This is a genomic window from Phenylobacterium kunshanense (genome assembly GCF_003254525.1).
GTDB classification, from domain to species: Bacteria; Pseudomonadota; Alphaproteobacteria; order Caulobacterales; family Caulobacteraceae; genus Phenylobacterium; species Phenylobacterium kunshanense.
Window position 1 is genome coordinate 57,501 of record NZ_QFYS01000010.1, and the last position, 23,795, is coordinate 81,295.

The window sequence follows — 23,795 nt, forward strand, 5'->3', positions numbered from 1 at the left end:
CTTCCTGTCCAGCTTGTCAATGCCATCGGGAAGCAGACCCTAGGCGATACGAGTTCTGGGACCGGTGCGGACGCGTGGCTTGACGTCGAGGCCCACTTCGTCGCCCTACCGTGCTGATGCATTTGAGCGAGTGAGTGCTTGCCGTCGCACGGGCAGCCAGAGACCGAGGAGCATGCCGCCGCCGGCACGCCGCCGGGCGACCGCGCGCCGATGAGCCGTCGCCGGGCCTACGCCTATCGCGGCGTTGGGATCGTCGCCGTGGGCCTGGCGGCGATCGGGGCGGTCCTGCCCCTTATGCCGACCACGGTGTTCCTGCTGATCGCGCTTTGGGCTTTCGCCCGAGGGTCGCCCGCGTGGGCCGATCGATTGCGCGCGCACCGGCGCTTCGGCCCCTACATTCGCGACTGGGAAGAGCGCGGTGCGATCCCGCGCAAGGCCAAGGCCACGGCGATCGTCATGATGACGGCAAGCTGGGCCGGACTGGCGGTCGCCGGTCAGGGCGCCATGGTGCTGGGCCTGGTTGGCGGCGTGCTCGTGGCCGTCGCAGGCTTCATCCTGACGCGGCCGTCACAATAGGGAGCCGGCCACGCTGAGGCGCGTGGCCGGCGGTTCCCGAAATCAGAACAGGTCGTCGTAGTTGTAGGTCGTCCCGCCCTCATAGCTGCGGAACTCCCGCCCCTGCACGAGACCGCCGGTCGGCGGGTAGTCCTCGTCGGTGGGATCGTTGTCGAGGTCGAAGTAGACTTCGCCGCCGCCGGACCGGGCGGAGCCGTACTTGATCGCGGCGCCGACCAATTCGTAGTCCGCCAGGGCCGGGTCCCTGGCGAGCATCGCTTCCAACGCCGCCTCGTACCACGCGTCGAGGTCGTCGTTCACCTGGTCCGGGGTCTCGACCTTGACGAAGAAGAAGCTGTCGTCCTCGCGATCGTCCGGAGTCGCGTCGAAGTAGAACGTGACGTGCGAGATGTCCTTCGGCGTGGTGGGGAAATGGTCCAGCGCTTCGGCTTCGGTCTCAAGGATCTCGGACATGGTCGCTCCATGGAAATGAGGCTCCATGGAGCGTCCCGGGCCTTAACGACCCCGAAGAAAACACCGTTAAAACAACGACATCCTTAACGCCACGCCACGTGACTCGGAACTCAGGCCTGCTTGCTCTTTCCGCGCGCGGCGGCAAGGATGCTGATCAGCGCGGCGGCGGCGGTCAGCGCGGCCGCAGCCGAGGCGATCGGATGGTCCTTGACCTCCTGTACGGCCTTGGTCGCCAGTTCCCTGGCCTGGGGCTTGGCCTTGGCCGCCAGCGTGTCGGCGGCCTTGCGCACCGCCTCCGCGGCCTGAGCCACAGCCGTCTCGGCATCCTTGCTGAGTCCGTCGGCCGCTTCGCGCAGCGCCTTGGCGACATCTTCGATGCCGTCTTCGATCTCGGCCTTCCGCTTGGGATTCAGGGTGATCGTCATGGGACTCTCCTGTCTGTTCGCAGGCACCCTGCGCTGGGCGGCGCAGGGTGCGCCTTGACGGGCGTCAATCCGCCCGTTCCGCCTCAGGCGGCAGGCATCCGGGCGCGCGCCTCGCGCAGGTGCTGGCGCACGTCGTCGGGGGTATCGCGCTTGCGCTCATGCGGATCGGTGGTCTCGAGCCGCGCCGACACCGGGGCGGGCAGCAGATCCTTGAGGATGCCCAGCGCGCGGGGCGGCCCCATGAGCACCAGCTTGTCGAACTCGCCCCGGCCGGCGGCGAGCGACACGCAGTTGGCGACACGCTTCAGAAACCGGCGGGTCGCCTCGTCGCCATTGGTGTGTTCGCCCGCGCCGTGCCGGCCGTGGCCCTGGCGATCATGCACGGTCGCTCGCTGCTTGTGCCCTGCCCCGCGCTCGGCGTCGGTGGCCGACATGCGATGATCTTCAAGCTCCTTCACGGCGCCGGCGCGCACGCGCTCCGCGAAAATCCGGGCCTCGACCGCATCGGCCGCGACGATCCAGGTGACTCCGCCAACGTCCATGGAATTCTCCTCTGCCTTAGGTCTCCAACGCTAAGCCATCACGTGGCCGCGGCCACGTGACGAAGATCAAACCGTAGTCCAGGCGCGCCTCCGTAGCGATACTTAGGGGACGCTCCCAAATTTATACGCGACGGCGGGCCGGGTAGCCCTAGGTCATCGACAAGGAGCTTGCGATGACCCTCGCCTACCCGCTCTCGGATCCCCGCACCGCCCCGCCGGCCGCCGCGCTGACCGAAGCCTTCGAGCGCCTCGGCGTTCGTATGGCCTACGCCCGGGACGAGGAGATCTACGCCCAGGACGACGAGGCCGAGCTCCTGTACCGCGTCGTGCGCGGCGTGATCCGCACCAGCCGCGTCACCGCCGATGGGCGCCGCCAGGTCGGCGACTTCTACTACGTCGGAGACGTCTTCGGCCTGGAGCCGGGTCCGGACCACCGCTTCGCGGCGGAGGCGCTGACCGAGTGCGAAGTGCAGGTGGTGCGTCGTGCGTCGATGCGCGCCGTCGCCGGCGACGCCGAAGTCGATCGGGCGATCCTTGCCGCGACCCAGCGCGAGATGGAGCGTCTTCAGGATCACGTGCTGATGCTGGGCCGCAAGAGCGCCCGTGAGCGGGTCGCCAGCTTCCTGATGTCTCTGGCCGGCGGCCACGAGGGTCAGGTGGACCTGCCGATGGGTCGTCAGGACATGGCTGACTACCTCGGCCTCACCATCGAGACCGTATCGCGGATGTTGACCCAGCTTCAGGGTGAGCAGATCGTTGAATTCCCCTCCTCGCGACGCTTCCAGGTCCGCAAGTGGACCGCCCTGGAGGCGCTCGCCGAATAGGAGGCGTCCGCCTGTGCGGCCGCAGGCGTAGGGCCGGCCGCGACCTGGATGAGGAGTCTGCCATGACCAAGACCCAGGAACGTACGAAGGCCGAGATCGTGATCCGTCCCAATACCTACGCCACACTCCTGACGCACGCCGAGCCGGGCTTGGCCGCGTCGAAGCGCACCGAGGCCGCCGCCCGGTTGGCGCACGATCTGGGCGCCCACCTGATCGGCCTCGGCGCCGAGACCTTCGAGCCCATCGCCACACCGGATCCTTTCACCGGCTATGCCGCAGGCGAATGGATCGCCCTGATCCAGGGCGAGATCGGCAAGAACCTCGCCGCGGCCGAAGAAGCCTTCCGTCGCGACGCCGCAGGTGCGGACTTCGAGTGGCGCAGCGTGCAGGACTATCCCAGCCGCGCCCTGGCCAACCTGTCGCGCGCGGCCGACCTCATCGTCATGAGCCCCCGTGGATCCGGTGGGCCGACCCGCTGCGCCGATCCGGCGGAAGTGGTCATGGCGGCCGGTCGCCCCGTGCTGGTCGTCCCCCCTGGCCGCGAGCATCTGCGGGCCAAGTCGATCGTTGTCGCGTGGAAGGATACGCGCGAGTGCCGCCGCGCCGTGGCCGACGCCATGCCATTCCTTCAGCGTGCCGACGAGGTGGTGGTTCTGGCCGTGTGCGCCAAGGAAGCGGCCGACGACGCCGTGTTCGAAACCGATGACGTGACAGCCAACCTGAAGCGCCACGGGATCAATGCCCGCGCCCAGGTCGTCACCGCCCCGGGTAGCCAGGTGACGGCGGAGATCACTCGGATCGCCGGCCTCCACGACGCCGATCTCGTGGTCGCCGGGGCCTATGGCCACAGCCGCCTGCGTGAATGGGTGCTGGGCGGCGTGACCGACGACCTCGTCCATCGCCCCGAGACGTTCGTTCTCCTCAGCCACTGAGGCCTCGACGATAGCCCCCCCGCGGGAATTGCGGGGGCCTTTCGGGGGTGGCTAGCGGGTTTCCAGCGTCGCGAAGTAGGCGAGGAGGTCTTCGGCCTCAGCCGTGCTGAACGTGATCGGCGGCATCATTCCGGCCCCGTGCTGCGAGATTTCAGCGAACCTCTTCTGCAGCGACAGCGCATTGTAGCGGCGCGACAGGTCGCGGAAGCGCGGCCCGTCCGCGGAGCCGCCGTCATCCAGGCCGATGGTATGGCACCCCGCGCAGCGCCGGGCGGCGAAGGCCTGGCCCCGCTCGGCGGCCGGGTCGAAACGCGCCGCGCCCGGCGTAGAGCCTCCAGCGCAGGCCGAGAGCCCCAGGGCAAGGGAGAGGGCGGGAACGAGCAGGCTGGCGCGCACGATGGCCTCCGGATGCAGACAGCGACCCTGTGGGCGGCGCGCCTCCGGAGCGGTACTTAGGTGGGAGACCGGACTGGCGCCGCCTGGGGCACGTTCGAATGCTTAGCCGTGAATGGGGAGTTTCGCCATGACGTTCCGGGATCTGCTGCTGCCGGCCCTGACCTATCCCGACACGACGCCGGATCGGGCGTTGCGAAGCGGGGTGGCGCTTGCACGACGGTTGGGCGGGAACCTCACATTGGCGCCGATCCAGGTCGACCTGCCCGAACTGCGAAACCCCGTGGCCAACGCCCTGATCGACCTCGATCGGAAGGCTCGCATGGAAGAGGCGCGCAGCGCCGCCGCCGCGCAGCTGGAGGGCGTCTGCGGACGTATCGCGGCCGAGGAAGCTAGCGTGCCGATCACCGTCGCGCCCGTGACGGCGAAGCTCTACGAGGAAGTCGACGAGATCGCCCGCATGAGCCGCACGCGCGACGTCTGCCTCGTGCCGGTGGGTCCGTCGGCGCCGGAATCCCGCGGCGTCGCCGAGGCCGTTCTGTTCGGCTCGGGCAGACCCGTGGCGCTCTATCCCGACGATCTGGAGATTTCCCCGGCCGACGGTTTCGGCGCGGTCGCGGTGGCCTGGGACGGCAGTCCGCGCGCCGCGCGGGCGGTGGCGGACGCGCTGCCGCTGCTGCGCCGCGCGAAGGATGTCCGAATCCTCGTGGCCGTCGGCGAGAAGCCCACGGCCGTCACCGGGATCGCCCAGGAGCTGCTGCGCCACCTCTCAGCACATGAGATCGCCGCGCGTGTCGACGAGGTTCCGGTCGGGGCGCGGCCGATCGGCCGGCTCCTGGCGGACTATGTCGCCGCCGAGCGGATCGACCTTCTGGTGATGGGGGCGTTCGGCCATGCCCGCATGCGCGAGTTCGTTCTTGGCGGCGCCACCCAGGCCATGCTGGATAGTCCGCCATGCGCCGTCCTGATGTCCCATTGAGTCCCGGGCCCGCTCCCGGGACGCCCCGTCGGCAGCTCACCCCGCTCCAGATCGGCGTCCTCGCCATCGTCGCGATCGTGGCGTGGCGGCTTTCGGACGTCATTCTGATGGCCTTCGGGGCCGTGCTGGTCGCCTCGCTCCTTCATGCGCTGGCGGGGCCGCTCGTGCGCAATCTCGGGATCGCCCGCCCCGTCGCCCTGTCGCTGGCCGTCGCGGGACTTGCAGTCGCGGTGGCGGGGACCCTGTGGCTGTTCGGACAACAGATCGCCGCCCAGGTCGTGGCCCTCGGCGACCTTCTCCCACGGGCCTGGCGCGCGCTTCAGGAGCAGCTCTCGCACTACAGCTTCGGCTCCTATGTCCTGGCCGACCTCGAACGCCTGCGCCACGCGGACGGCATGGTCGTGGAGACGGCGTCGCGGCTCTTCGCCAGCTCGGCCGGCGCGGCCGCGGCCACGGTGATCGTGGTGTTCGCGGGTCTCTATCTCGCGTTCAGCCCGGGCGCCTATCTGCACGGTCTGTTGCGCCTGCTGCCGCTGGATCGCCGGGAGCGCGCGGCCGAGGTGCTCAGCGACTGCGGCCACGCGCTCCATGGCTGGCTGCTCGGCTCCCTGATCTCCATGCTGGTCGTGGGCGTGAGCATCGGGTTGGGGCTGTGGCTGGCAGGCGTGCCCTCGCCGCTGGCGCTGGGGGTCATGGCGGGGCTCGCCCAGTTCGTCCCGGTGATCGGGCCGATGGCCGCGACCGTGCCAGGCCTGATCGTCGCGGCCGGTGACTCGCCGCAGACGCTGATGTGGGCGGCGGTGATCTATCTCGGAGCGTCGCAGTTCGAGGCGAACCTCGTCACCCCGCTTCTCCTGCGCCAGATGGTCGAGCTGCCGATGGCGGTCACGCTGTTCGCGGTCCTGGCGATGGGCGTCCTGTTCGGCGGCCTTGGCGTGCTGTTCGCCACGCCCCTGGCCGTGATCGCCTATGTGATCGTCCGGCGCGTGTACGTGGAGGACATTCTGGGCGACCGGTTTTCCGATGGGCAGGCTGCCGAGGAGGCGTGATCCCGCCGCGCGCCCGGCGGCGGTCATGACTATCCCCGCCCACCGCAACTGCGACTTGCCAGAGGCCGACGGGCGACCTACCGCTGGACCCATGGGCCAACCCCCGATCCTCACCGCCGCCGCCGGGCGCAACGGCTGGGTGGCGGGCTATGCCGTCGCGATCATCGCCAGCGGCGTCTGCATGGTGTTCCGCCTGGCTCTGGAACCGATCTTCGGCGACCGGGCGACCTTCCTGATCTTCGCGCCCGCCTTGATGGCCGCCGCCGCGATCGGCGGCTATGGGCCGGCCCTGGCCGGCACGTCCCTGGGGCTCATCTTCTACTTCCTGCTGCTCGGTCCGACCCTGGTCACCGACCCGCAGAACCTGATCAACGCGGTGCTCTTCGTGCTGATCGGCATCGCGTCAGGCTTCGCCGGGCGCGCGCTGCGCCGCAACGCCGCCAGCGCCAGCGCGGCGGTCCGCGACCTGGCGGCGCGGGAGGCCCACCTCCAGTCGATCCTGGACACGGTGCCGGACGCCATGATCGTGATCGACGAGCACGGCCTCATGCAGTCCTTCTCCAGCGCCGCCGAGCGCCAGTTCGGCTGGACCGCCGCCGAGGTGCTCGGGCGAAACGTCAGCATGCTGATGCCTGAACCCTACCGCACGGCCCACGACGCCTATCTCGAACGCTACCTCTCGACAGGCGAGCGGCGGATCATCGGCATCGGCCGCGTGGTGGTGGGCGAACGCAAGGACGGCACCACCTTCCCGATGGAACTGGCCGTCGGCGAGATGATCTCCGGCGATCGTCGCTACTTCACCGGCTTCGTGCGGGATCTGACGGAGCGGCAGGCCACTGAACGCCGGCTTCAGGACGTGCAGGGCGAACTCGTGCACGTCTCCCGCCTGACCGCTCTGGGCGAGATGGCCTCTGCGCTCGCGCACGAGCTGAACCAGCCGCTCACCGCGGCGGCGAACTATATGAAGGGCTGCCTGCTCCTGGTCGAACGCGAGCCCATCGACAAGCCGCGCCTCAAGGAGATCATCTCCCAGGCCGCGGACCAGGCCTTGCGCGCCGGCCAGATCATCCGGCGCCTTCGGGATTTCGTGGCCAAGGGCGAGGCCGATCGGCGTATCGAGAGCCTCCCCAAGCTGCTGGAGGAGGCCGGCGCCCTGGCCATGATCGGCGCGCGCGAGCGCAGCGTGAGGCTGAGGTTCGACATCGATCCTCGGGTGAACCTGGTGCTGGCGGACAAGGTCCAGATCCAGCAGGTGGCGCTCAACCTGCTCCGCAACGCCGTGGAGGCCATGGACGAGTCGCCCCGGCGTGATCTCGTCGTGACCGCCGTCCCCGTGGAGGACGACATGGTCGAGGTGGCGGTGCGCGATACGGGCCCCGGCATCAGCCCGGAGGTGATCGACCAGCTTTTCCAGCCCTTCATGACCACCAAGGTCCATGGCATGGGCGTAGGCCTGTCCATCTCCCGGACCATCATCGAAGCGCACGGGGGGCGCATCTGGGTGGAATCAAACCCGGGCGGCGGCGCGGTTTTCAAGTTCACGCTGCGGGCGGTTCGCGAAGGGGATCTGACCGAAGATGAGTGAGGCGATCATCCATCTGATCGACGATGACGAAGCCGTCAGGAGCTCGCTGGGCTTCCTGCTGGAGATGGCGGACCTCCCGGCCCGGACCTATGGCTCGGCCATGGAGTTCCTGAAGGTGGCCGGCGACCTGAAGTCCGGGGTCATCGTCACCGACGTGCGCATGCCGGAGATGAACGGCCTGGAGCTGGTTCGCCGCCTCAAGGACCGGGGCGTGACCTTGCCGGTCATCGTCATCACCGGCCACGGGGACGTGCCGCTGGCGGTCGAGGCCATGCGGGCCGGCGTGGTCGACTTCATCGAGAAGCCGTTCGAGGACGACACGCTCCTCAACTCGATCCGGTCCGCGCTGAATTCCGCCCCCGAGGCCGACCCCCAGGACGCCGAACGGCAGCGGTTCGAGCAGATGCTCACCGGCCTTTCGGGGCGCGAGCGCGAGGTGCTGCGGGGCGTGGTCGCCGGCAAGCTGAACAAGCAGATCGCCTATGAGCTCGGCATCAGCCCGCGGACGGTCGAGGTCTATCGGGCCAATGTGATGAGCAAGACCGGCGCGCACGGCCTCTCCGAACTGGTGCGTATCGCGCTCCTGGCCGGGTTCGACAAGGATTGAGATAGGTCAAAGCCGGCATTCCTCGCCCGGGGCAGGTTGCGACAATGCTCGCCCCGGTTTCCCGCCCCGTTGTCGTTGTCGTCGATGACGACGCCGCCGTGCGGTCCTCGCTGGCGTTCTCCCTCGATCTCCAGGGCTTCGATGTCTCGACCTGCGAGTCGGGCGAGGCGCTGCTGAGCCGGGCCCTCCCCGCCGGCGGCGCCTGCCTGGTCCTCGACGAGCGCCTGCCGGGAATTTCCGGCATGGAAGCGCTGCGGCAGCTGCGGCAGCGAGATGTCACGCTGCCAGCGATTCTCATCACCAGCCACCCAAAGCCCGACCTGCGGGCGGCGGCGGCGGCGGCGGGCGTGCCGATCGTCGAAAAGCCGCTAATCGGCGACGCCCTGATGACTTCTATCCGCCGGGCCCTGACCGGCTGACCGGACTATTTGGACTTGGTCTTGCGCGCGGCGAGGTAATCAAGGCCCGCGCAGTAGCCCAGCACGAGCATGAACACCGCGAACAGGGCGATGATGAAATAGACAACCGGGTCCATTGGACGCTCCCCATATTATTCCCGGGAGCGAACCTCGTCGGACCGAACAAGCTTGGCTTTGACCGATCTCAAATCGCCTTCGCGTGCCGGCCGGCCCCGTCGTCGAAATATCGGTCGAAGGCCGCGCAGATCGAGCGAACGACCAGCCGCCCCGCGCCCACGACCCGCAGAACCTGCCCGTCGACCTCCAGCAGGCCGTCGGCGCAGAACGGCGCCAGGGCCTGAAGGTCCGGCGCGAGTTCGGCCACGGACCGTCCGTGCCGCGCGCACACCGCGCCCAGGTCGATCTCCAGGTCGCACATGATCCGTTCGATGATCTCGCCGCGGAACCGGTCGTCGGCAGTGAGTTCGACGCCGCGCGCCACGGGCAGGCGGCCTTCCTTCACCGCGGCGCGCCACGGCAGCTCCTGCGCGACATTCTGCACGAACCCCTGAGGCAGTCGCCCGATCGCCGAGGCGCCCAGCCCAAGGAGGGTTCCGGCCTCGTCGGTGGTGTACCCCTGGAAGTTCCGGTGCAGGCGGCCGGCCGTCGCCGCGACCGCCATCTCGTCGTCCGGCAGGGCGAAGTGGTCGAGGCCGATGCGCACATAGCCCTCGGCCGCCAGCCGGTCGGCCGCGGCCTCACTCTGCTCCAGGCGTTGCGCCGGCCAGGGCAGCGCCCCCTCGTCGATCAGTTGCTGATGGGACTTCATCCAGGGGACGTGAGCGTAGCCGAACAGCGCCAGCCGTTCCGGACGCAGACGGAGCACCGACTCCACCGTCGACAGGACGTTCGCCGTCGTCTGGTGCGGCAGGCCATACATGAGGTCGATGTTGATCGAACTGACGCCGGCCTCGCGCAGCCAGCCCACGCAGGCGGCCACGTGTTCATAGCTCTGCACCCGGTTCACCGCGGCCTGGACCTGGGGATCGAGCGTCTGCACGCCCAGGCTGGCCCGGTTCAGTCCATGGGAAGCCGCGGCCCGGATCCAGTCGGCGGTCAGATTGCCCGGATCCAGCTCGGCGGCGACCTCGCGGTCGTCGGTCGGCGCGAACATGCGATCCAGCGCCCCGAAGATCGCCGCCATTTCTTCGGGCGACAGCATGTTGGGCGAGCCTCCGCCCAGATGGATCGCGGATGCGGAGAGTCGCGTCGGAAGGGCCTGCTCGAGGAGGCGCGCCTCCGCCAGCAGCAGCTCCACGTACTCGCTTACCGGCTCATGGCGGGTGGTCGCGCGGGTGTTGCAGCCGCAGTACCAGCACAGCCGATGGCAGAACGGCACATGGACGTAGACCGACACGGGGTCGCCGTGCGGGAGTGCCGCCAGCCAGCCGCGATAGGTCGGCTCGTCCACCTTCGGCGTGAACTGCACGGCGGTCGGATAGCTGGTGTAGCGCGGCGCGCGGCCGTCGTACTTGGCGACGATTTCGGCGTGGTGGTCGGCGCGGGCGGCGGCGAGGCTGGAAACGGTCATGCCGCCTGATCGCCCGCCGCAGGCCGGGACGCCGTGATCCAGATCAAGGCCTGGTCTCAGGGCGCCGGCCGGTCCTCCGGATCGTCGACGAGGATGCGGGCCGCATCACCGGCCGGATCGTCGTACTGGCCGTTGCGGAGGCTCCACCAGAAGGCGGCCACCGCCATCAGGCCAAGGCCCAGCGAGAATGGGGCCAGGAACATCAGGATGTTCATCGGCGTGCTCCCGTGCGCAACGCATTGAGGGTGACGACGAGCGAGGAGCCCGACATGGCGATCGCCGCCACGAACGGGTTCACGAAGCCCAGCATGGCCGCCGGAGCCGCCACCAGATTGTAGAGCGCGGCGAACCCGAAGTTCTCCATGGCGCGCTTCCTCGCATCCTGAGCGACGTCCAGGGCCTGGACGACCGGAGCCAGGCCATCGCCCGAGAACACCAGGTCGGCGGCATTCTGGCTCGCCTCCAGCGCCGTGCCCGGCGCCATCGCGGCGTGCGCCTTGGCCAGCGCCCCGGCGTCGTTGAGGCCGTCGCCGACCATGAGGACAGTCTTGCCCTCCCGCTTAAGGGCGTCGACCAGGGCGGCCTTCTCCTGCGGCGTGCAGCCCGCGCGCCACGTGGCTATGCCGGCGGCCGCGGCGGCCCCGCCAACCGGCCCGGCCAGATCGCCCGACAGCACCTCGACGCCAAGACCCCGGGCTTTCAGCGCGGCGATCGTCGCGGCCGCGTCGCCTCGCACCGAGTCCGCGAACCCGAACCGGATCGGCGCCTCGCCGTCGAAGCCGAACCAGAGCTCGGTCTGCGTCCCGCCGCTCTCGGCGCCCAGGAACGCGGCCCGGCCCAGCCGCGCGCGGCGGCCGTTAATCAGGCCCTCCACCCCAAGGCCCGGATGCTCCACGACCTCGCTCGCAAGGACCCCGTCGCCGGCCGCCTCGGCCAGGGCGTGGGCCAGCGGGTGCCGCGAGGCGCGGGCCAGCGGCGCCGCAAGCGCCAACGCACCCTGGTCCCCGTCCACGAGCTGCGGCCGGCCCTCGGTCAGAACGCCGGTCTTGTCGAAGACGACGTGGTCCACTTCCGCCAGCCGCTCCAGCGCTGCCCCGGACTTCACCAGGACGCCGCGCCGGAACAGGCGGGCGGAGGCCGTGATCTGGACGGCCGGCACGGCCAGGCCGAGCGCACAGGGACAGGTGACGATCAGCACCGCGGCGGCCCGGATCAGGGCCTCGCGCGGCCCCAGGCCCAGCATCCAGCCTCCGGCAAAGGTCAGCAGGGCGGCCGTATGGACGACGGGCACGTAGATCGCGGCGGCCTTGTCCGCCAACTGCACGTAGCGGCTCTTGGACTGCGCGCCCAACTCGACCAGGCGCGCGATCGCCGCCAGGGCGGAGTCCTCGGACCGGGCCTCGGCGCGCAGGCGCAGCAGGCCCGACAGGTTCAACGCCCCGGCCCGGCACACCTCGCCGGCGCCCACGGCGACCGGCGCCGTCTCGCCCGTCAGCAGGCTGTTGTCGAGTTCCGACGCGCCGGCGACGACCCGGCCGTCCACCGGGAACCGCTCGCCCGGCCGGACCAGCAGCAGGTCGCCGGGCTGGACCTGGCTGATCGGCGTGACCGTCAGCGCATCGCCCTCGCCCACCAACGTCGCCGTCGGGGCCTGCAGGGCCAGGAGGTCGGCGGCGGCGCTCGACGCACGGGCCCGCAGGCGATGCTCGAGCCAGCGGCCGATCAGCAGCAGGAACAGCAGCGAGACCGCGGCGTCGAAGTAGGCGTCGCGCCCGCCCAGGATGGTCTCCGAGAAGCTGACGGCCAGGGTCAGCAGCACGCCGATCGAGATCGGCACGTCCATGTTGGCCCGCCGCGCCTTCAAGGAGCGCCAGGCGGACTTGAAGAACGGCATGCCCGCATAGATGGCGCAGGGAGCCCCGACGATGCCGGAAAACCACATCATCACGGTACGGGTGGCGGGGCCCAGTTCCTGGCCGAACAGGCCGGCCCAGATCGGCACCGAGAACATCATGGTGTTCATGACGCCAAAGCCGGCGACGGCGATCGCCAGGATCAGCGCCCGGCCTTCGCGGTCGTGAGCGTCCGCGGCCGCCGCGGGATCGTAGGGCGTGGCGCGATAGCCGAGGCCCGTGACGGCCGCCATGACCGCCGCGGGGTTGGCGCCGCCGCCGGCCCCGAACTCGACGCTGAGCCGCTTGCTGGTCAGGTTCAGTCGGGCCAGCCGGACGCCCGGGACAGCCTGCACCTCACGCTCGATCTTGCCCATGCACCCGGCGCAGCGGGCGTCTGGCACGAGCAGGTCGAAGCTCGCCGCGCCGTCCTCGCGCCGCTTCAGGAACGCGCCGAGGTCGCTCCCAAGGGCGTCGTAGGTCAGGGCCACGTCAGCCTCCGCTCGGCGAGGAAGGTCTCGCCAGCCGTTCCCGTGGCCTCGGCCGTCAGGTCCCATCCGCCCGGCGCCGGACCCGCCGGCGCGACGTAGCGGCCGGGAGCTGCTTCCTTGAAGCTGAGCGCGATCTTGCCCGCCTCAGTCGCCGGCCGCTCGAGACGCCCGACGATCTTGAGGCCCTGGACGGGGCGGCCCTCCCGATCCTGGAACTGCAGCATGACAGCGCGAGGCTGCGCCTCGGCCGCCGCCTGCCAGCCCAGCTGCTCCTGCGCCTCCATCTGGGCGATCTTCCGGTTGTAGAGCAGGCCGTCCTCATAGGGCGTCACCGAGACCTGACCCGGGAAGGTGCGGACAGCCAGCACGGTGAAGATCACGTCGACCGTGATCACCACGGCGAAGAATGCGGCGACGCCGGCGAACACGTGCCAGCCGCGGACTTCGAAGGGCTTACGCGAAGAAGAGGGCATGGCGCTCATGGTGACTTCGGCGCTCCGGTAAGAAAGACGGTCTTGGCGCGCGCCCCGGCCTCGGGCGTCCGCACGTCGAAGGCGGCGGGCAGGCTCGAGTCGGTCGCGGAGTCGGCCGGAATGGTGACGAACACGCGGACGGCGCGCACCTCGTTCGGCGGCAGGACGACCTTGACGATGTCCTGCGGCGGCTCGCCCGGCGTGCGGAGCTGTGCGCCCGGCACACCCGAGAACCGGATCTCCGCCGGCACAGGCTCGAAGCCGCGGTTGGCGACCTTGAGGGTGTAGGCGTTGCGGATCGAGCCGTCGTGGAGCCGCACGAACGTCGGATTGCGGTCGCGCAGGGCGTGGATGTCGAGGACGCTCCGGTTAAGGAAGCCCCACAGCATGATGCCCGACACGAGCACCAGCGCCACGGCGTAGTAGGCCGTCCGCGGCCGCACGTACTCGTGCTTCGGCTTCTGGCCACAGGACCGGGCGGCGACGGCGGCGTCGGTGTCGTAGGCGATCAGCGCCTTCGGCCGACCGACCTTCACCATGATCTCGTCGCAGGCGTCGATGCACAGGCCGCAGTTGATGCACTCGAGCTGCGGGCCGTTCCGGATGTCGATCCCCATCGGACAGGCGACGACGCAGGCGTTGCAGTCGATGCAGTCGCCGCGGCCCTCCCAGGGTTGGCCCTTCTTGTGCGGACCTCGCGGCTCGCCGCGGTCGGCGCGATAGGTGACCTGCAGCGAATGGTCGTCCAGCATGGCGCCCTGGATGCGGGGCCAGGGGCACATATAGGTGCACACCTGCTCGCGCATGTGGCCGGCGAAGACGTAGGTCGTCGCCGTCAGCACGGCGCACGAGACATAGGCGGTCATCGGGGCCCGGCCGATCCAGAAATCCCGGATCAGGGTCGGGGCGTCGTGGAAGTAGAAGATCCACGCGCCGCCGGTGCCGAAGGCGACTCCGAGCCAGACGAGATGCTTGCCGCCCTTGCGCCAGAACTTGTCGAACGACATGGGCGCGGCGGCCAGGCGCATGCGGGCGTTGCGATCGCCCTCGAACAGGCGCTCGACATAGATGTAAAGGTCGGTCCAGACCGTCTGCGGGCAGGCGTAGCCGCACCACAGGCGCCCGAAGAGGGCGGTCACCAGGAACAGCGACAGCGCCGCCATCACCAGCAGGCCGGTGATGAAGTAGACCTCCTGGGGCCAGAGCTGGATCCAGAAGAAGTAGAAACGGCGACCGGTGAAATCGACCAGCACCGCCTGGTCCGGCAGCGCGCCCGGGCGCTCCCAGCGGATCCAGGGGGTGATGTAGTAGATGGCCAGGGTCAGGATCAGCAGCGCCCACTTGATGCGACGCCACTGGCCGTGGACCAGCTTCGGATAGATCGGCTCACGGGGCTTGTAGAGGCCGCCCTTGGCGTCGCCCTTGGCGCGCGCCTTCTCGGCGGCTGAAACGGGACCGCGGCCGTCGCCGGCCGCGGTCTTCTTCGTGTTGTCGATGATGACGGTCACTTGGCTGTGGCGACGGCGACGACGCCCTCCTTCGCGGCGGCCTGCGCCGGCTCGGCGTCACCGCCCGCATTGGCATGGACATAGACGGCCAGCGCCTTGATGGTCTCGGGCGAGAACCGGGCCTGCCACGAGGGCATGACGCCGTTGCGTCCGTTCCAGATCTGCTCGCTGATCGAAGCGCGGTCCGAGCCGTAGAGCCATTCGGCGTCGGTCAGGTTCGGCACGCCCCGCGCGGGGTCGCCGGCGCCGGCCGGGCCATGGCAGGCCGCGCACTGGTCGGCATAGGTCTGGGCGGCGCGCGTCACGGCGGCCTGGTTCGCCTTCCGGCGCGACAGGGCCACGACGTACTCCGTCATGTCGGCGATCTGGGCGTCGGTCAGCATCTGGTCGCGACCGAACGCCGGCATCACGGTTTCGCCTTTGGCCTGGGCGTGGCCCGAGCGGACACCGACCTCGAGCGTGTGACGGATCTCGTCGAGCGAGCCGCCCCACAGCCAGACGTCGTCACGCAGGTTGGGGTAGCCCTTGCCGCCGCCGCCGCCCGCGCCGTGACAGGTGGCGCAGTTGTCGCCAAAGACCGACTGGCCCACCTGCATGGCGTAGGCCTGCAGGTCGGGATCGGCTTCGATCTGCTGCAGAGACGCCGTCCGCAGCTTGGCCTCGCCGGCCTGGCGGTGAGCCTTCAGGCCATCCAGCTCTCGAACGACATCGGCGCGGTCGGACATGCCCAGCACGCCCTTCGTGTATCCGCTGACGCCCGGCCAGGCCGGCATCAGCACCCAGTACACGATAGCCCAGAGGATCGAGCCGTAGAACACCCACAGCCACCAGCGGGGCAGCGGCGTATCCAGTTCCTTGATTCCATCCCACTCGTGGCCAGTGGTTTCGGTGCCCGAGTGGTCGTCGCGTTCGCGCTCAGACATGGTCGCTCTCGTCCTTTTCGAGCGGCAGGTGGGCGAGGCGATCGAACGCCTCCTTGTGCTTGGGCCAGAGCGCGTAGATCAGGCCGGCAATGAAGATCAGGCCGAAGTAGATAGTCCCGCCCTGCTGGGCGAACCTGGCGACGGCCTCGTAGGTCAGGCCGCTCATCGCAGGTTCTCCGGATCCGAGGCCTTGTAGGTCTTGAAGTCGACCATCGTGCCCAGCACCTGCAGGTAGGCGATCAAGGCGTCCATCTCGCTGATCTTCTGCGGATTGCCGTCGAAGTCGCGCTGCTGGACCTTCACGTCGTAGCGCTTCTTCACGCCCGAGGTGTCGCCCGCGAAGGGATCGACCTGGGTCTCGAGATCGGCCCTGGCGTTTTCGATCTGGTCCTTGGTGTAGGGCACGCCGACCGCCTTCAGCGCCTTCAGGCGCTGCTGGATCGCGCGGTAGTCCAGGTCGGTCTCGGCCAGGAACTTGTACGGCGGCATGTTGGATTCCGGCACGACCGAGCGGGGATCCCGCAGGTGGTCGACGTGCCAGCCATCCGAATACTTGCCACCCACGCGGGCCAGGTCAGGCCCGGTCCGCTTGGAACCCCACTGGAAGGGGTGGTCGTACATGCTCTCGGCCGCGAGGCTGTAGTGGCCGTAGCGCTCCACCTCGTCCCGCAGCGGACGGACCATCTGCGAGTGGCAGACGTAGCAGCCCTCGCGGACGTAGATGTCGCGGCCCGCCTGTTCGAGCGGGGTGTAGGGACGGACGCCCTTCACCTTCTCGATCGTGCTCTCCAGGTAGAAGAGCGGAGCGATTTCGACGAGGCCGCCGATCGAGACCACGATGATGATCCCGATGGTGAGCAGGAGCGAATGCCGCTCGAGTTTGCCGTGGTGCTTCCACATATGCGCAGCCCTTACTCAGCCGCCGCGAGGGCGGGGGTGGGCGTCGCGATCGGGGTGGCCAGCTCCGACGTCGCGGGGCTGGGCAGGCGGACCGTACGCCACAGGTTGTAGGCCATGATCACCGCGCCGGAGAGGTACATCAGACCCCCGATGGTACGGATCACGTTCTCGATGTGCTTGGCCGCGACGGTCTCGACGAAGGCGTTCGCGAGGTAGCCCTGCGGCGTGTATTCGCGCCACATCAGGCCCTCCATGATGCCGGAGACCCACATGGCGGCGATGTATAGAAGGATGCCGGTGGTGGCGATCCAGAAGTGCCACTCGACCAGGGCGTTCGAGTAGAGCCGGTCCTTCTTCCACAGCCACGGCACCAGGCAGTAGATCGCGCCGAAGCTGATGAAGCCGACCCAGCCCAGCGCGCCCGAGTGCACGTGGCCGATGGTCCAGTCGGTGTAGTGGCTGAGGGCGTTGACGGCGCGGACGCTCATCAGCGGCCCCTCGAAGGTCGACATGCCATAGAAGGCGATGGCGACCACCATCATCCGGACGACCGGGTCGGTGCGCAGCTTGTCCCACGCGCCCGAGAGGGTCATCAGGCCGTTGATCATGCCGCCCCAGGACGGCATCCACAGCATGATCGAGAAGGTCATGCCCAGGGTCTGCGCCCACTGCGGCAGCGCCGTGTAGTGCAGGTGGTGCGGGCCGGCCCAGATGTAGATGAAGATCAGCGACCAGAAGTGGACGATCGACAGGCGGTACGAATAGACCGGCCGTTCGACCCGCTTCGGCACGAAGTAGTACATCATGGCCAGGAAGCCGGCGGTGAGGAAGAAGCCCACCGCGTTGTGGCCGTACCACCACTGGGTCAGCGCGTCCTGCACGCCCGAGAAGGCCGAGTAGCTCTTCGCTTCCAGCAGACCCACCGGGACGGCCGCATTGTTCACCAGGTGCAGGATCGCGATCGTGACGATGAAGGCCAGGTAGAACCAGTTCGCCACATAGATGTGGGGCTCCTTGCGCTTCCAGATCGTGCCAAGGAAGACCAGCAGGTAGGCGACCCAGACGATCGTCAGCCAGAGATCGACGTACCATTCAGGCTCGGCGTACTCCCGGCTCTGGGTGATCCCGGCGACGTAGCCTGTGGCGGCCAGCACGATGAAGAGCTGGTAGCCCCAGAAGACGAACCAGGGCCAGGCGCCGCCGGCGAGTCGCGCCTTGCAGGTGCGCTGCACCACGTAGAAGGACGTCGCGATCAGGGCGTTGCCCCCGAAGGCGAAGATCACCGCCGAGGTGTGCAGCGGCCGCAGGCGGCCGAAATTCAGGAACGGCAGCTCTGGGAAGTAGAACAGCGTCGGCCAGCTCAGCTGGGCGGCGATGACTACCCCGACCAGCAGGCCGACCACCGCCCAGAACATGGTGGCGATCACCCCGGCGCGAATGACGCCGTCGGCGTATCGGCTCTGGTCCGAGCTGAGCTTGCCCGCCCCGAGCGCCAGGGACATGGCGAAGAAGGCGGTCACGAATCCGGCGATCAGGACATAGCCGTGAAAGCGGAACGAGGGGTCTTGGGTGAAGGCGGTCGCGAGAATCGACAAGAGCGCCGCTACGCCGGTGAAGGTGTAGAGCGCGATCGCGTCGAAGGGCGCGCCGTCGCGTTTTGATGCAGCCTGCGTCATGGCTTCCACGGGTGCTTGAGAGACAGAGGGGCTCCTTGCCGCAGTGCAAAAAGACCGACCTTGATATCGATCAAGGAGCCCCCGCCGCAGCGTCGCCACTGTGGCGCCATTAACGGAGTTCTGGAATGCCCGCGAATGCCACCGAAGATCGGATTCTCCGCCTCGGCGCAGCGCTCGCGGGCGTGATCTTCATGGTCGGCGCAGCGCTGGCCTGGGAGATGGCGCGCGCCCACATGGCGCTTCTGGGAACGATCTGCGGCGCTGGCCCCCACCCCCATTGTGGCTGGTGCTACGGAGCGGCGAGTCTCGTCCTGGCGGGACTCGCCGGTTTCGCCTACGCGGCCCGGCCAAATGGAAACGCCGGTTTGCTCCAGATCAAAGCGCGGCCTTAGAAGACCTGGAGAACATCCCCTCAAGCGGCCAACGAGCCGATACTGAAGGGGATAGATATGAATACGAAGATCTTCGCCGCCGCTGCTGTCGCGGCTCTGGCCTGCGCGGGCGTCGCCCAGGCGCAGGACTTCGCGCCCAAGGCGAAGGGCGACATCATGCTCAACGTGCGCATCACCGACGTGGCGCCGCAGGGCACGGACCCGATCACCACCCTCGCCGGCGCGGCCACCGGCCTGCGCGCCGACGCCTCCTACGACGTGATGCCGACCATCGGCCTCACCTACTTCTTCACTGACAACATCGCCGCCGAGGTGATCGCCGGCACGACCAACCACTCGGTGAAGGCCAAGGGGCCGGGCGTCGACCTGAAGATCAAGGAGACCTGGGTCCTGCCGCCGATCGTGTCGCTACAGTACCACTTCGCGCCGCAGTCGCGCGTGAGCCCCTACGTGGGCGCCGGCATCAACTACATGCTGTTCTATAGCGGCGAGGACAAGAACGGCTTCGCCCTGAAGATCAAGGACGGTTTCGGGACCGCGCTGCAGGCCGGCGTCGACGTCGCACTCCAAGGCAAGTGGAGCCTGAACCTCGACGCCAAGAAGGTGTTCTTCGACACCAAGGCGGTCGACAACATCAACGGCGTGAAGACCAAGGTGACCCTCGACCCGTGGGTCCTGTCGGCGGGCTTCGGCTACCGCTTCTAGGCGGCTTGATCAGACGCAACGCCGGCCGCATCCTGAGAGTCTAGGGTTCCCCCAATCTGGGAGGAAGACCAATGAACAGGCTCAAGGGCAAGGTCGCCGTGATCACCGGTGGCGCGCTCGGACTCGGGCGCGCCACCGCCTTGCGCATGGCCGAGGAAGGCGCCGCGGTCGCCATCTGCGATCTCCTCGTCGATCAGGCCAACATCTTCGCCGACGAGCTCGCCGCCCGCGGTTTCGAGGCCTGCGCCTGGCGGCTCGACGTCTCAAACGAGGCCGAAGTCGCTCGGGTGCTGAACGAGGTGGCTGGCCGGTTCGGCCGCATCGACATCCTCGTGAACAACGCCGGCGTCGCCGGCCCCAGCAAACCCACCGACCAGATCACCGAGGCGGAGTGGGACTTCGTCCAGGCGATCAACGTCAAGGGCGTCTTCTTCTGCACCAAGCACGCCATCCCGCACCTGCGAAAGGCGGGCGCCGGCAGCATCATCAACCTGTCGTCGATCTACGGCCTCGTCGGCGCGCCCGACGTGCCGCCGTATCACGCCTCGAAAGGCGCCGTGCGGCTGATGTCCAAGACAGACGCACTGATCTACGCCCCCGACAAGATCCGCGTGAACTCGGTCCACCCCGGCTTCATCTGGACGCCGATGGTCGAGGGACACCTGAAAGCCCAGGGCGATGTGGAAGAGGGCCGCCACGCGGTCGACGCGCTTCACCCGCTGGGCCACATCGGCGAGCCGGACGACATCGCCTGGGCCTGCGTCTACCTGGCCTCCGACGAAGCGAAGTTCGTCACCGGCGCCGAGCTGGTGGTGGACGGCGGCTACACGGCGAGGTGACGTGCCGGCGTTCAGCTTCCCAGCGGTGCTGCGGGCGCTCGCGGTCTGGGTGCTGATCATCCTGGCCGAGAGCGTCCAGGGCGGCCTGCGCCGGGTCCTCACCGGACCCGAGGCCGAGTTCGCGGTGCGACAGGGCTCGGTTCTGGTGGGCGCGCTGGTGATCTTCGCGATCACCTGGTTCAGCCTTGGCTGGCTGCGGATCCGCACGACGGGCGGGGCGCTGGCGATCGGCCTGCTTTGGGTGGCCCTCACGATCGGCTTCGAGTTCGGGCTGGGCCGCATGCTCGGCTATGGCTGGGACCGCATCCTCTCCGACTATGACCTCGTGCACGGCGGCCTGATGCCGCTGGGCCTGGTTGCGATGGCCCTAACGCCATGGCTGGCGTGCCGGCTCAGGGGCGATAGAGTCGGGAATGGCGATCCTCTCGCCCACGGATGAAGGAGCCTTCAGTGAAGCACGCCGTCGTCCTCGCCCACCCCGCGGCCGGCAGCCTCAATGCCGCGATCGCCAGGGCCTATGCCGAGACCGTCCAGGCTCGGGGCCACGCGGTCGTGGTGCGCGATCTTTACGCCCTGGGATTCGATCCCTGCCTGAAGGCCGAGGAGATTCCAGGGCCTGGCGAGCCGCGATTTGGTCCGGACGTGGTGGCCGAGCGCGCCGAGCTCGCCGACGCCGAGGTCTTCGTCTTCGTCTACCCGATCTGGTTCAACGGACCGCCGGCGATCCTGAAGGGCTATGTGGACCGTGTGTTCGGCATGGGGTTCGGCTTTCGCCCCGCGTTCGGCGGGACCGAGCCGGCGCTCAGCGGACGTCGACTCATCAGCTTCACCACCTCGGGCGCGCCCGATGCCTGGATGAATCAGACCGGGGCCCTCGAGGGCCTGCGCCGCCTTTTCGACGCCCACCTCGCCGGAACCACCGGCCTGACGGTCGCCGACCACGTCCATTTTGGCGGCATGGTCTCGGGAATCACCGAGGAGGCGTTTGAGGAGGTCATCGAGGCGGTTCGCCGCAAGGCCGGCGAGGCGGGCTGAAGACGCCGGCCGCCAGAAAACAATACGCCCCGGCCGATTGCACAGCCGGGGCGGGAAAGGCGCCAGTCCAGGGTTATGGGGGACGAGCAGGACTGGTTGGTGTGCCTTGTGTCGATTGCTAACGCCCTGAACGCGCGCCCGCCTTGCGCGAGGTCAAATTCCGCCGGCTTGCGGGCGGTCAAGACGCCGACACGGTTCACCCGCTAAGGTCCGGCCATGTCCACCCGAAATCTCGACGCCCTCTTCGCGCCGCGCAGCATCGTGTTCGTCGGCGCCAGCGATCGCGCCGGCTCAGTCGGCGACGTGCTGGCCGCCAATCTCGTGGCCGCGCGGTTCCCCGGCGAGCTGATGTTCGTGAACCCGCGCGGAAGGACCGTGCACGGCCGGCAGGTCCATGCCCGCATCGCGGACCTGCCCCACGATCCGGATTTCGCCGTGATCGCCACGCCGGCCCCGACCGTTCCCGAGCTGGTCTCCCAGCTCGGCGCGCGGGGCTGCCGGGCGGTGGTGGTGATCAGCGCCGGCTTCGAGGGCGACGACGGGGACCTGCGGCAGGCCCTGCTCGACGCAGCCCGTCCCCACACGCTTCGGATCGTCGGTCCGAATTGTCTGGGCGTCCTGTCCCCCGGCGGCGGCGTCAACGCCAGCTTCGCCCGCGGAACGCCCCCCGCGGGGAACCTGGCGCTCGTCGCCCAGTCCGGCGCCGTCGCGGCCGCGGCCCTCGATTGGGCTCCGGCCCACGGGCTTGGCTTCTCGCATGTGGTGACGCTGGGCGACTCGCTGGACGTCGACGTCGGCGACGCCCTGGCCTGGCTCGCGGACGATCCAGGCACGTCGGCGATCCTCCTCTACATCGAGGCCCTGCGGGACGCGCCGAAGTTCATGCGCGCCGCCCGCGCGGCGGCGGCCCGCAAGCCGGTCATCGCCATCAAGGGCGGCCGCAGCCGATCCGGCGCCAAGGCGGCCTTCTCCCACACCCGGGCGCTGGCCGGCGCGGACGCGGTCTATTCGGCCGCCTTCCGTCAGGCCGGCGTGCTCCAGCTCGACACCCTGGAAGAGGTTCTGGACACGGCCGCCCTCATGGCCCGGGCGCCGGGCGCCACCCCCGGAGGCCTGACAATCCTGACCAATGGCGGCGGGGCCGGCGTGCTGGCCGTCGACGCCCTCGAGCACGTCGGCGGACAGCTCACCGAGCTCTCATCCGCCACACAGAGCACGCTGCGGGCGATCGTCCCGGCGCACGCCGCGTGTGGCAACCCGGTGGACATTCTCGGCGACGCCGGTCCAGACCTCTATGCGCGCAGCCTCGCCGCCCTGCTGGCGGCGCCCGAGGTGGAGGCGGTCCTCGCCGTCAACTGTCCGACGGCCGTCGCCGACAGCACCCTCGCCGCCGACGCCGTGATCGCGGCCACCCAGGCCAGCGCTTCGGGCAAGCCGGTCTTCGGCGCCTGGATCGGCGAGGTCAGCGTGGCCGAGTCGCGGCGCAAGCTCACCGCCGCGGGCCTTGCCGCCTACACGACGCCGGAAGAGGCAGTTCGCGCCTTCGCACGCCTCGGCCAGTCTGCCGCGCTGCGCGCCCGCGTGGCGGAGATCGCCGACGGCCCCTCGCCCGCCCAGCCGGCCGGCGCGGCGATCGTCGCCCGCGCCCTGGCCGACGGCCGCAAGGCGCTGGCTCCGGACGAGATCCAGGCGCTGCTCCAGGCCTATGGGATTCCCATCCTCGCCACCCGCACCGTGGCGACCGCGGCCGAAGCCGGGGCCGCCGCCGAGGCGATGGGCGGGCGCGTCGCGCTGAAGGTGCTGTCCAGCCAGATCACCCACAAGTCCGACGTGGGCGGTGTGGCGCTCGGCCTGGAAGGCGCGGATGCCGTTCGAGGCGAGGCGGAAGCGATGCTGAGCCGCATTGCGCAGCTCCGGCCCGAGGCCACGGTCGACGGCTTCTTCCTTCAGCCCATGGTGGAGAAGCCCAAGGCGGTGGAGGTGCTGGCGGGCCTGGTCCGCGACCCGACATTCGGGCCGGTGGTGGTGGTAGGCCATGGCGGGGTGGCGGTCGAGGTGATGGCCGACCGGGCGCTGGCGCTGCCGCCGCTGGATGCGCCCCTGGCGTTGGAGGCCATCCGGCGAACCCGAGTCGCCAAGCTCCTGGCAGGCTACCGTGATCGGCCGGCAGCGGACCTGGACGCCCTTGCCGCGGTGCTGGGGGCGCTCGGCCAACTGGCGCTCGACCTGCCCGAGGTGGCCGAACTGGATCTCAATCCGGTGCTTTGCGACGCCGATGGCGCCCTGGCCCTCGACGCTCGCGTGGCGGTAGGTCCGCGTCAGTGAGCCGTGTCTTCGGCCGGCAGGCTGAAGGCCCGAAGCGCGGCGGGCAGGCGCATGGCCATCCGGGTCGCCTCACGCATCGACGCGAAGGGCGTCGCGGCATGGACGTCGGCCACCCAGACCTGAGCGCCGGCCGGCGTCACCTGCAGATAGTGCTCCGGGATCGCCCCAATCGCGGCCTTGGCGACGACGGCGGGATGGACGGTGGCGAACATCGGCGAGGTCTCCGTTCTGTTGGAGCCCGACAAATCCCGCCGGCCCGCCAGCCGCCATTCGTGTCGG

Annotated in this window: 28 protein-coding genes; 14 read left to right on the forward strand and 14 right to left on the reverse strand. The window is 69.3% G+C overall.

Going from position 1 to position 23,795, the window contains the following annotated elements; genetic code table 11:
• Positions 1 to 138: 138 nt before the first annotated feature.
• On the forward strand, positions 139 to 576 hold the full coding sequence (locus DJ019_RS18170; RefSeq protein ID WP_240606538.1) for a YbaN family protein: 438 nt from the start codon (positions 139 to 141) through the stop codon (positions 574 to 576).
• Between the two features lie 42 nt (positions 577 to 618).
• On the opposite strand, the gene DJ019_RS18175 is transcribed toward DJ019_RS18170, so the two are convergent.
• The 3 genes from DJ019_RS18175 to DJ019_RS18185 all read right to left on the reverse strand — a co-directional run bounded on the left by DJ019_RS18175 (position 619) and on the right by DJ019_RS18185 (position 1,996).
• On the reverse strand, positions 619 to 1,029 hold the full coding sequence (locus tag DJ019_RS18175) for a hypothetical protein (RefSeq protein ID WP_111277704.1): 411 nt from the start codon (positions 1,027 to 1,029) through the stop codon (positions 619 to 621).
• A gap of 110 nt (positions 1,030 to 1,139) precedes the next feature.
• Entirely contained in the window at positions 1,140 to 1,454 is a 315-nt protein-coding gene (locus DJ019_RS18180; protein WP_111277706.1) for a hypothetical protein, read from the reverse strand.
• Positions 1,455 to 1,537: 83 nt separating this feature from the next.
• Positions 1,538 to 1,996 carry a host attachment protein gene (locus DJ019_RS18185; RefSeq protein ID WP_111277708.1) on the reverse strand — a complete coding sequence of 153 codons (459 nt, stop codon included), beginning with the start codon at positions 1,994 to 1,996 and terminating at the stop codon, positions 1,538 to 1,540.
• Between the two features lie 173 nt (positions 1,997 to 2,169).
• On the opposite strand from DJ019_RS18185, the gene DJ019_RS18190 reads away from it, so the two are divergent.
• A complete protein-coding gene (locus DJ019_RS18190; RefSeq protein ID WP_111277710.1) occupies positions 2,170 to 2,820 on the forward strand; it encodes a helix-turn-helix domain-containing protein in 651 nt (216 codons plus the stop codon).
• Between the two features lie 62 nt (positions 2,821 to 2,882).
• Entirely contained in the window at positions 2,883 to 3,752 is an 870-nt protein-coding gene (locus DJ019_RS18195; RefSeq protein ID WP_111277712.1) for a universal stress protein, read from the forward strand.
• 51 nt (positions 3,753 to 3,803) lie between these two features.
• On the opposite strand, the gene DJ019_RS18200 is transcribed toward DJ019_RS18195, so the two are convergent.
• Positions 3,804 to 4,148: a c-type cytochrome gene (locus DJ019_RS18200; protein WP_165844070.1), complete on the reverse strand. Its 345-nt coding sequence runs from the start codon at positions 4,146 to 4,148 to the stop codon at positions 3,804 to 3,806.
• Positions 4,149 to 4,275: 127 nt separating this feature from the next.
• On the opposite strand from DJ019_RS18200, the gene DJ019_RS18205 reads away from it, so the two are divergent.
• From DJ019_RS18205 to DJ019_RS18225, 5 genes are read left to right on the forward strand one after another with little or no spacing between them, the layout of a single operon-like run.
• A complete protein-coding gene (locus DJ019_RS18205; RefSeq protein WP_165844071.1) occupies positions 4,276 to 5,124 on the forward strand; it encodes a universal stress protein in 849 nt (282 codons plus the stop codon).
• Positions 5,100 to 6,173 carry an AI-2E family transporter gene (locus DJ019_RS18210; protein ID WP_111277718.1) on the forward strand — a complete coding sequence of 358 codons (1,074 nt, stop codon included), beginning with the start codon at positions 5,100 to 5,102 and terminating at the stop codon, positions 6,171 to 6,173. Before DJ019_RS18205 ends, DJ019_RS18210 begins: the two co-directional genes overlap by 25 nt.
• Positions 6,174 to 6,198: 25 nt before the next feature.
• Positions 6,199 to 7,761 (forward strand): PAS domain S-box protein, encoded by a 1,563-nt coding sequence (locus tag DJ019_RS18215; RefSeq protein ID WP_240606539.1) that lies wholly within the window; start codon positions 6,199 to 6,201, stop codon positions 7,759 to 7,761.
• Positions 7,754 to 8,368 (forward strand): response regulator FixJ, encoded by a 615-nt coding sequence (gene fixJ, locus DJ019_RS18220; RefSeq protein WP_111277722.1) that lies wholly within the window; start codon positions 7,754 to 7,756, stop codon positions 8,366 to 8,368. Before DJ019_RS18215 ends, fixJ begins: the two co-directional genes overlap by 8 nt.
• Before the next feature lie 44 nt (positions 8,369 to 8,412).
• Entirely contained in the window at positions 8,413 to 8,787 is a 375-nt protein-coding gene (locus DJ019_RS18225; protein WP_111277724.1) for a response regulator, read from the forward strand.
• Between the two features lie 184 nt (positions 8,788 to 8,971).
• Here DJ019_RS18225 and hemN read toward each other — a convergent pair whose 3' ends face one another.
• Genes hemN through ccoN form a run of 9 tightly spaced genes read right to left on the reverse strand, consistent with a single transcriptional unit; the run spans position 8,972 to position 18,046 of the window.
• Entirely contained in the window at positions 8,972 to 10,357 is a 1,386-nt protein-coding gene (gene hemN / locus DJ019_RS18230) for an oxygen-independent coproporphyrinogen III oxidase (protein ID WP_111277726.1), read from the reverse strand.
• A gap of 56 nt (positions 10,358 to 10,413) precedes the next feature.
• On the reverse strand, positions 10,414 to 10,572 hold the full coding sequence (gene ccoS / locus DJ019_RS18235) for a cbb3-type cytochrome oxidase assembly protein CcoS (protein WP_111277728.1): 159 nt from the start codon (positions 10,570 to 10,572) through the stop codon (positions 10,414 to 10,416).
• Positions 10,569 to 12,740, reverse strand: a complete 2,172-nt coding sequence (locus DJ019_RS18240; protein WP_420849889.1) for a heavy metal translocating P-type ATPase — start codon at positions 12,738 to 12,740, stop codon at positions 10,569 to 10,571. The genes ccoS and DJ019_RS18240 overlap by 4 nt, the downstream gene beginning before the upstream one ends.
• Entirely contained in the window at positions 12,731 to 13,213 is a 483-nt protein-coding gene (locus DJ019_RS18245) for a FixH family protein (RefSeq protein ID WP_165844072.1), read from the reverse strand. Before DJ019_RS18245 ends, DJ019_RS18240 begins: the two co-directional genes overlap by 10 nt.
• A gap of 5 nt (positions 13,214 to 13,218) precedes the next feature.
• Positions 13,219 to 14,721 (reverse strand): cytochrome c oxidase accessory protein CcoG, encoded by a 1,503-nt coding sequence (ccoG, locus tag DJ019_RS18250; protein ID WP_111277732.1) that lies wholly within the window; start codon positions 14,719 to 14,721, stop codon positions 13,219 to 13,221.
• Positions 14,718 to 15,644 (reverse strand): cytochrome-c oxidase, cbb3-type subunit III, encoded by a 927-nt coding sequence (gene ccoP, locus DJ019_RS18255; RefSeq protein WP_111277734.1) that lies wholly within the window; start codon positions 15,642 to 15,644, stop codon positions 14,718 to 14,720. Before ccoP ends, ccoG begins: the two co-directional genes overlap by 4 nt.
• Positions 15,637 to 15,810, reverse strand: a complete 174-nt coding sequence (locus DJ019_RS18260) for a cbb3-type cytochrome c oxidase subunit 3 (protein ID WP_111277736.1) — start codon at positions 15,808 to 15,810, stop codon at positions 15,637 to 15,639. The genes ccoP and DJ019_RS18260 overlap by 8 nt, the downstream gene beginning before the upstream one ends.
• Positions 15,807 to 16,544, reverse strand: coding sequence for a cytochrome-c oxidase, cbb3-type subunit II (gene ccoO / locus DJ019_RS18265; RefSeq protein ID WP_111277738.1), 738 nt, complete (start codon positions 16,542 to 16,544; stop codon positions 15,807 to 15,809). The genes DJ019_RS18260 and ccoO overlap by 4 nt, the downstream gene beginning before the upstream one ends.
• 11 nt (positions 16,545 to 16,555) lie before the next feature.
• The gene (gene ccoN, locus DJ019_RS18270) at positions 16,556 to 18,046 is read right to left on the reverse strand and encodes a cytochrome-c oxidase, cbb3-type subunit I (RefSeq protein ID WP_205854207.1); all 1,491 of its coding nucleotides are present in this window, start codon (positions 18,044 to 18,046) and stop codon (positions 16,556 to 16,558) included.
• Between the two features lie 299 nt (positions 18,047 to 18,345).
• Between ccoN and DJ019_RS21265 the strand changes: the two genes are divergently transcribed.
• The 6 genes from DJ019_RS21265 to DJ019_RS18300 all read left to right on the forward strand — a co-directional run bounded on the left by DJ019_RS21265 (position 18,346) and on the right by DJ019_RS18300 (position 23,516).
• Positions 18,346 to 18,612 carry a hypothetical protein gene (locus DJ019_RS21265; RefSeq protein WP_111277742.1) on the forward strand — a complete coding sequence of 89 codons (267 nt, stop codon included), beginning with the start codon at positions 18,346 to 18,348 and terminating at the stop codon, positions 18,610 to 18,612.
• A gap of 57 nt (positions 18,613 to 18,669) precedes the next feature.
• Entirely contained in the window at positions 18,670 to 19,317 is a 648-nt protein-coding gene (locus DJ019_RS18280; protein ID WP_111277744.1) for an OmpW/AlkL family protein, read from the forward strand.
• Positions 19,318 to 19,388: 71 nt separating this feature from the next.
• Positions 19,389 to 20,156: an SDR family NAD(P)-dependent oxidoreductase gene (locus DJ019_RS18285; RefSeq protein WP_111277746.1), complete on the forward strand. Its 768-nt coding sequence runs from the start codon at positions 19,389 to 19,391 to the stop codon at positions 20,154 to 20,156.
• Between the two features lies 1 nt (position 20,157).
• Entirely contained in the window at positions 20,158 to 20,595 is a 438-nt protein-coding gene (locus tag DJ019_RS18290) for a hypothetical protein (RefSeq protein ID WP_111277748.1), read from the forward strand.
• Positions 20,596 to 20,606: 11 nt separating this feature from the next.
• A complete protein-coding gene (locus DJ019_RS18295) occupies positions 20,607 to 21,191 on the forward strand; it encodes an NAD(P)H-dependent oxidoreductase (protein ID WP_111277882.1) in 585 nt (194 codons plus the stop codon).
• Between the two features lie 216 nt (positions 21,192 to 21,407).
• Positions 21,408 to 23,516, forward strand: coding sequence for an acetate--CoA ligase family protein (locus tag DJ019_RS18300; RefSeq protein ID WP_111277750.1), 2,109 nt, complete (start codon positions 21,408 to 21,410; stop codon positions 23,514 to 23,516).
• Here DJ019_RS18300 and DJ019_RS18305 read toward each other — a convergent pair.
• Complete coding sequence (locus DJ019_RS18305; protein WP_111277752.1) at positions 23,510 to 23,728, reverse strand: hypothetical protein; 219 nt, start codon at positions 23,726 to 23,728, stop codon at positions 23,510 to 23,512. The two genes, DJ019_RS18300 and DJ019_RS18305, sit on opposite strands and share 7 nt — an antisense overlap.
• Positions 23,729 to 23,795: the final 67 nt, after the last annotated feature.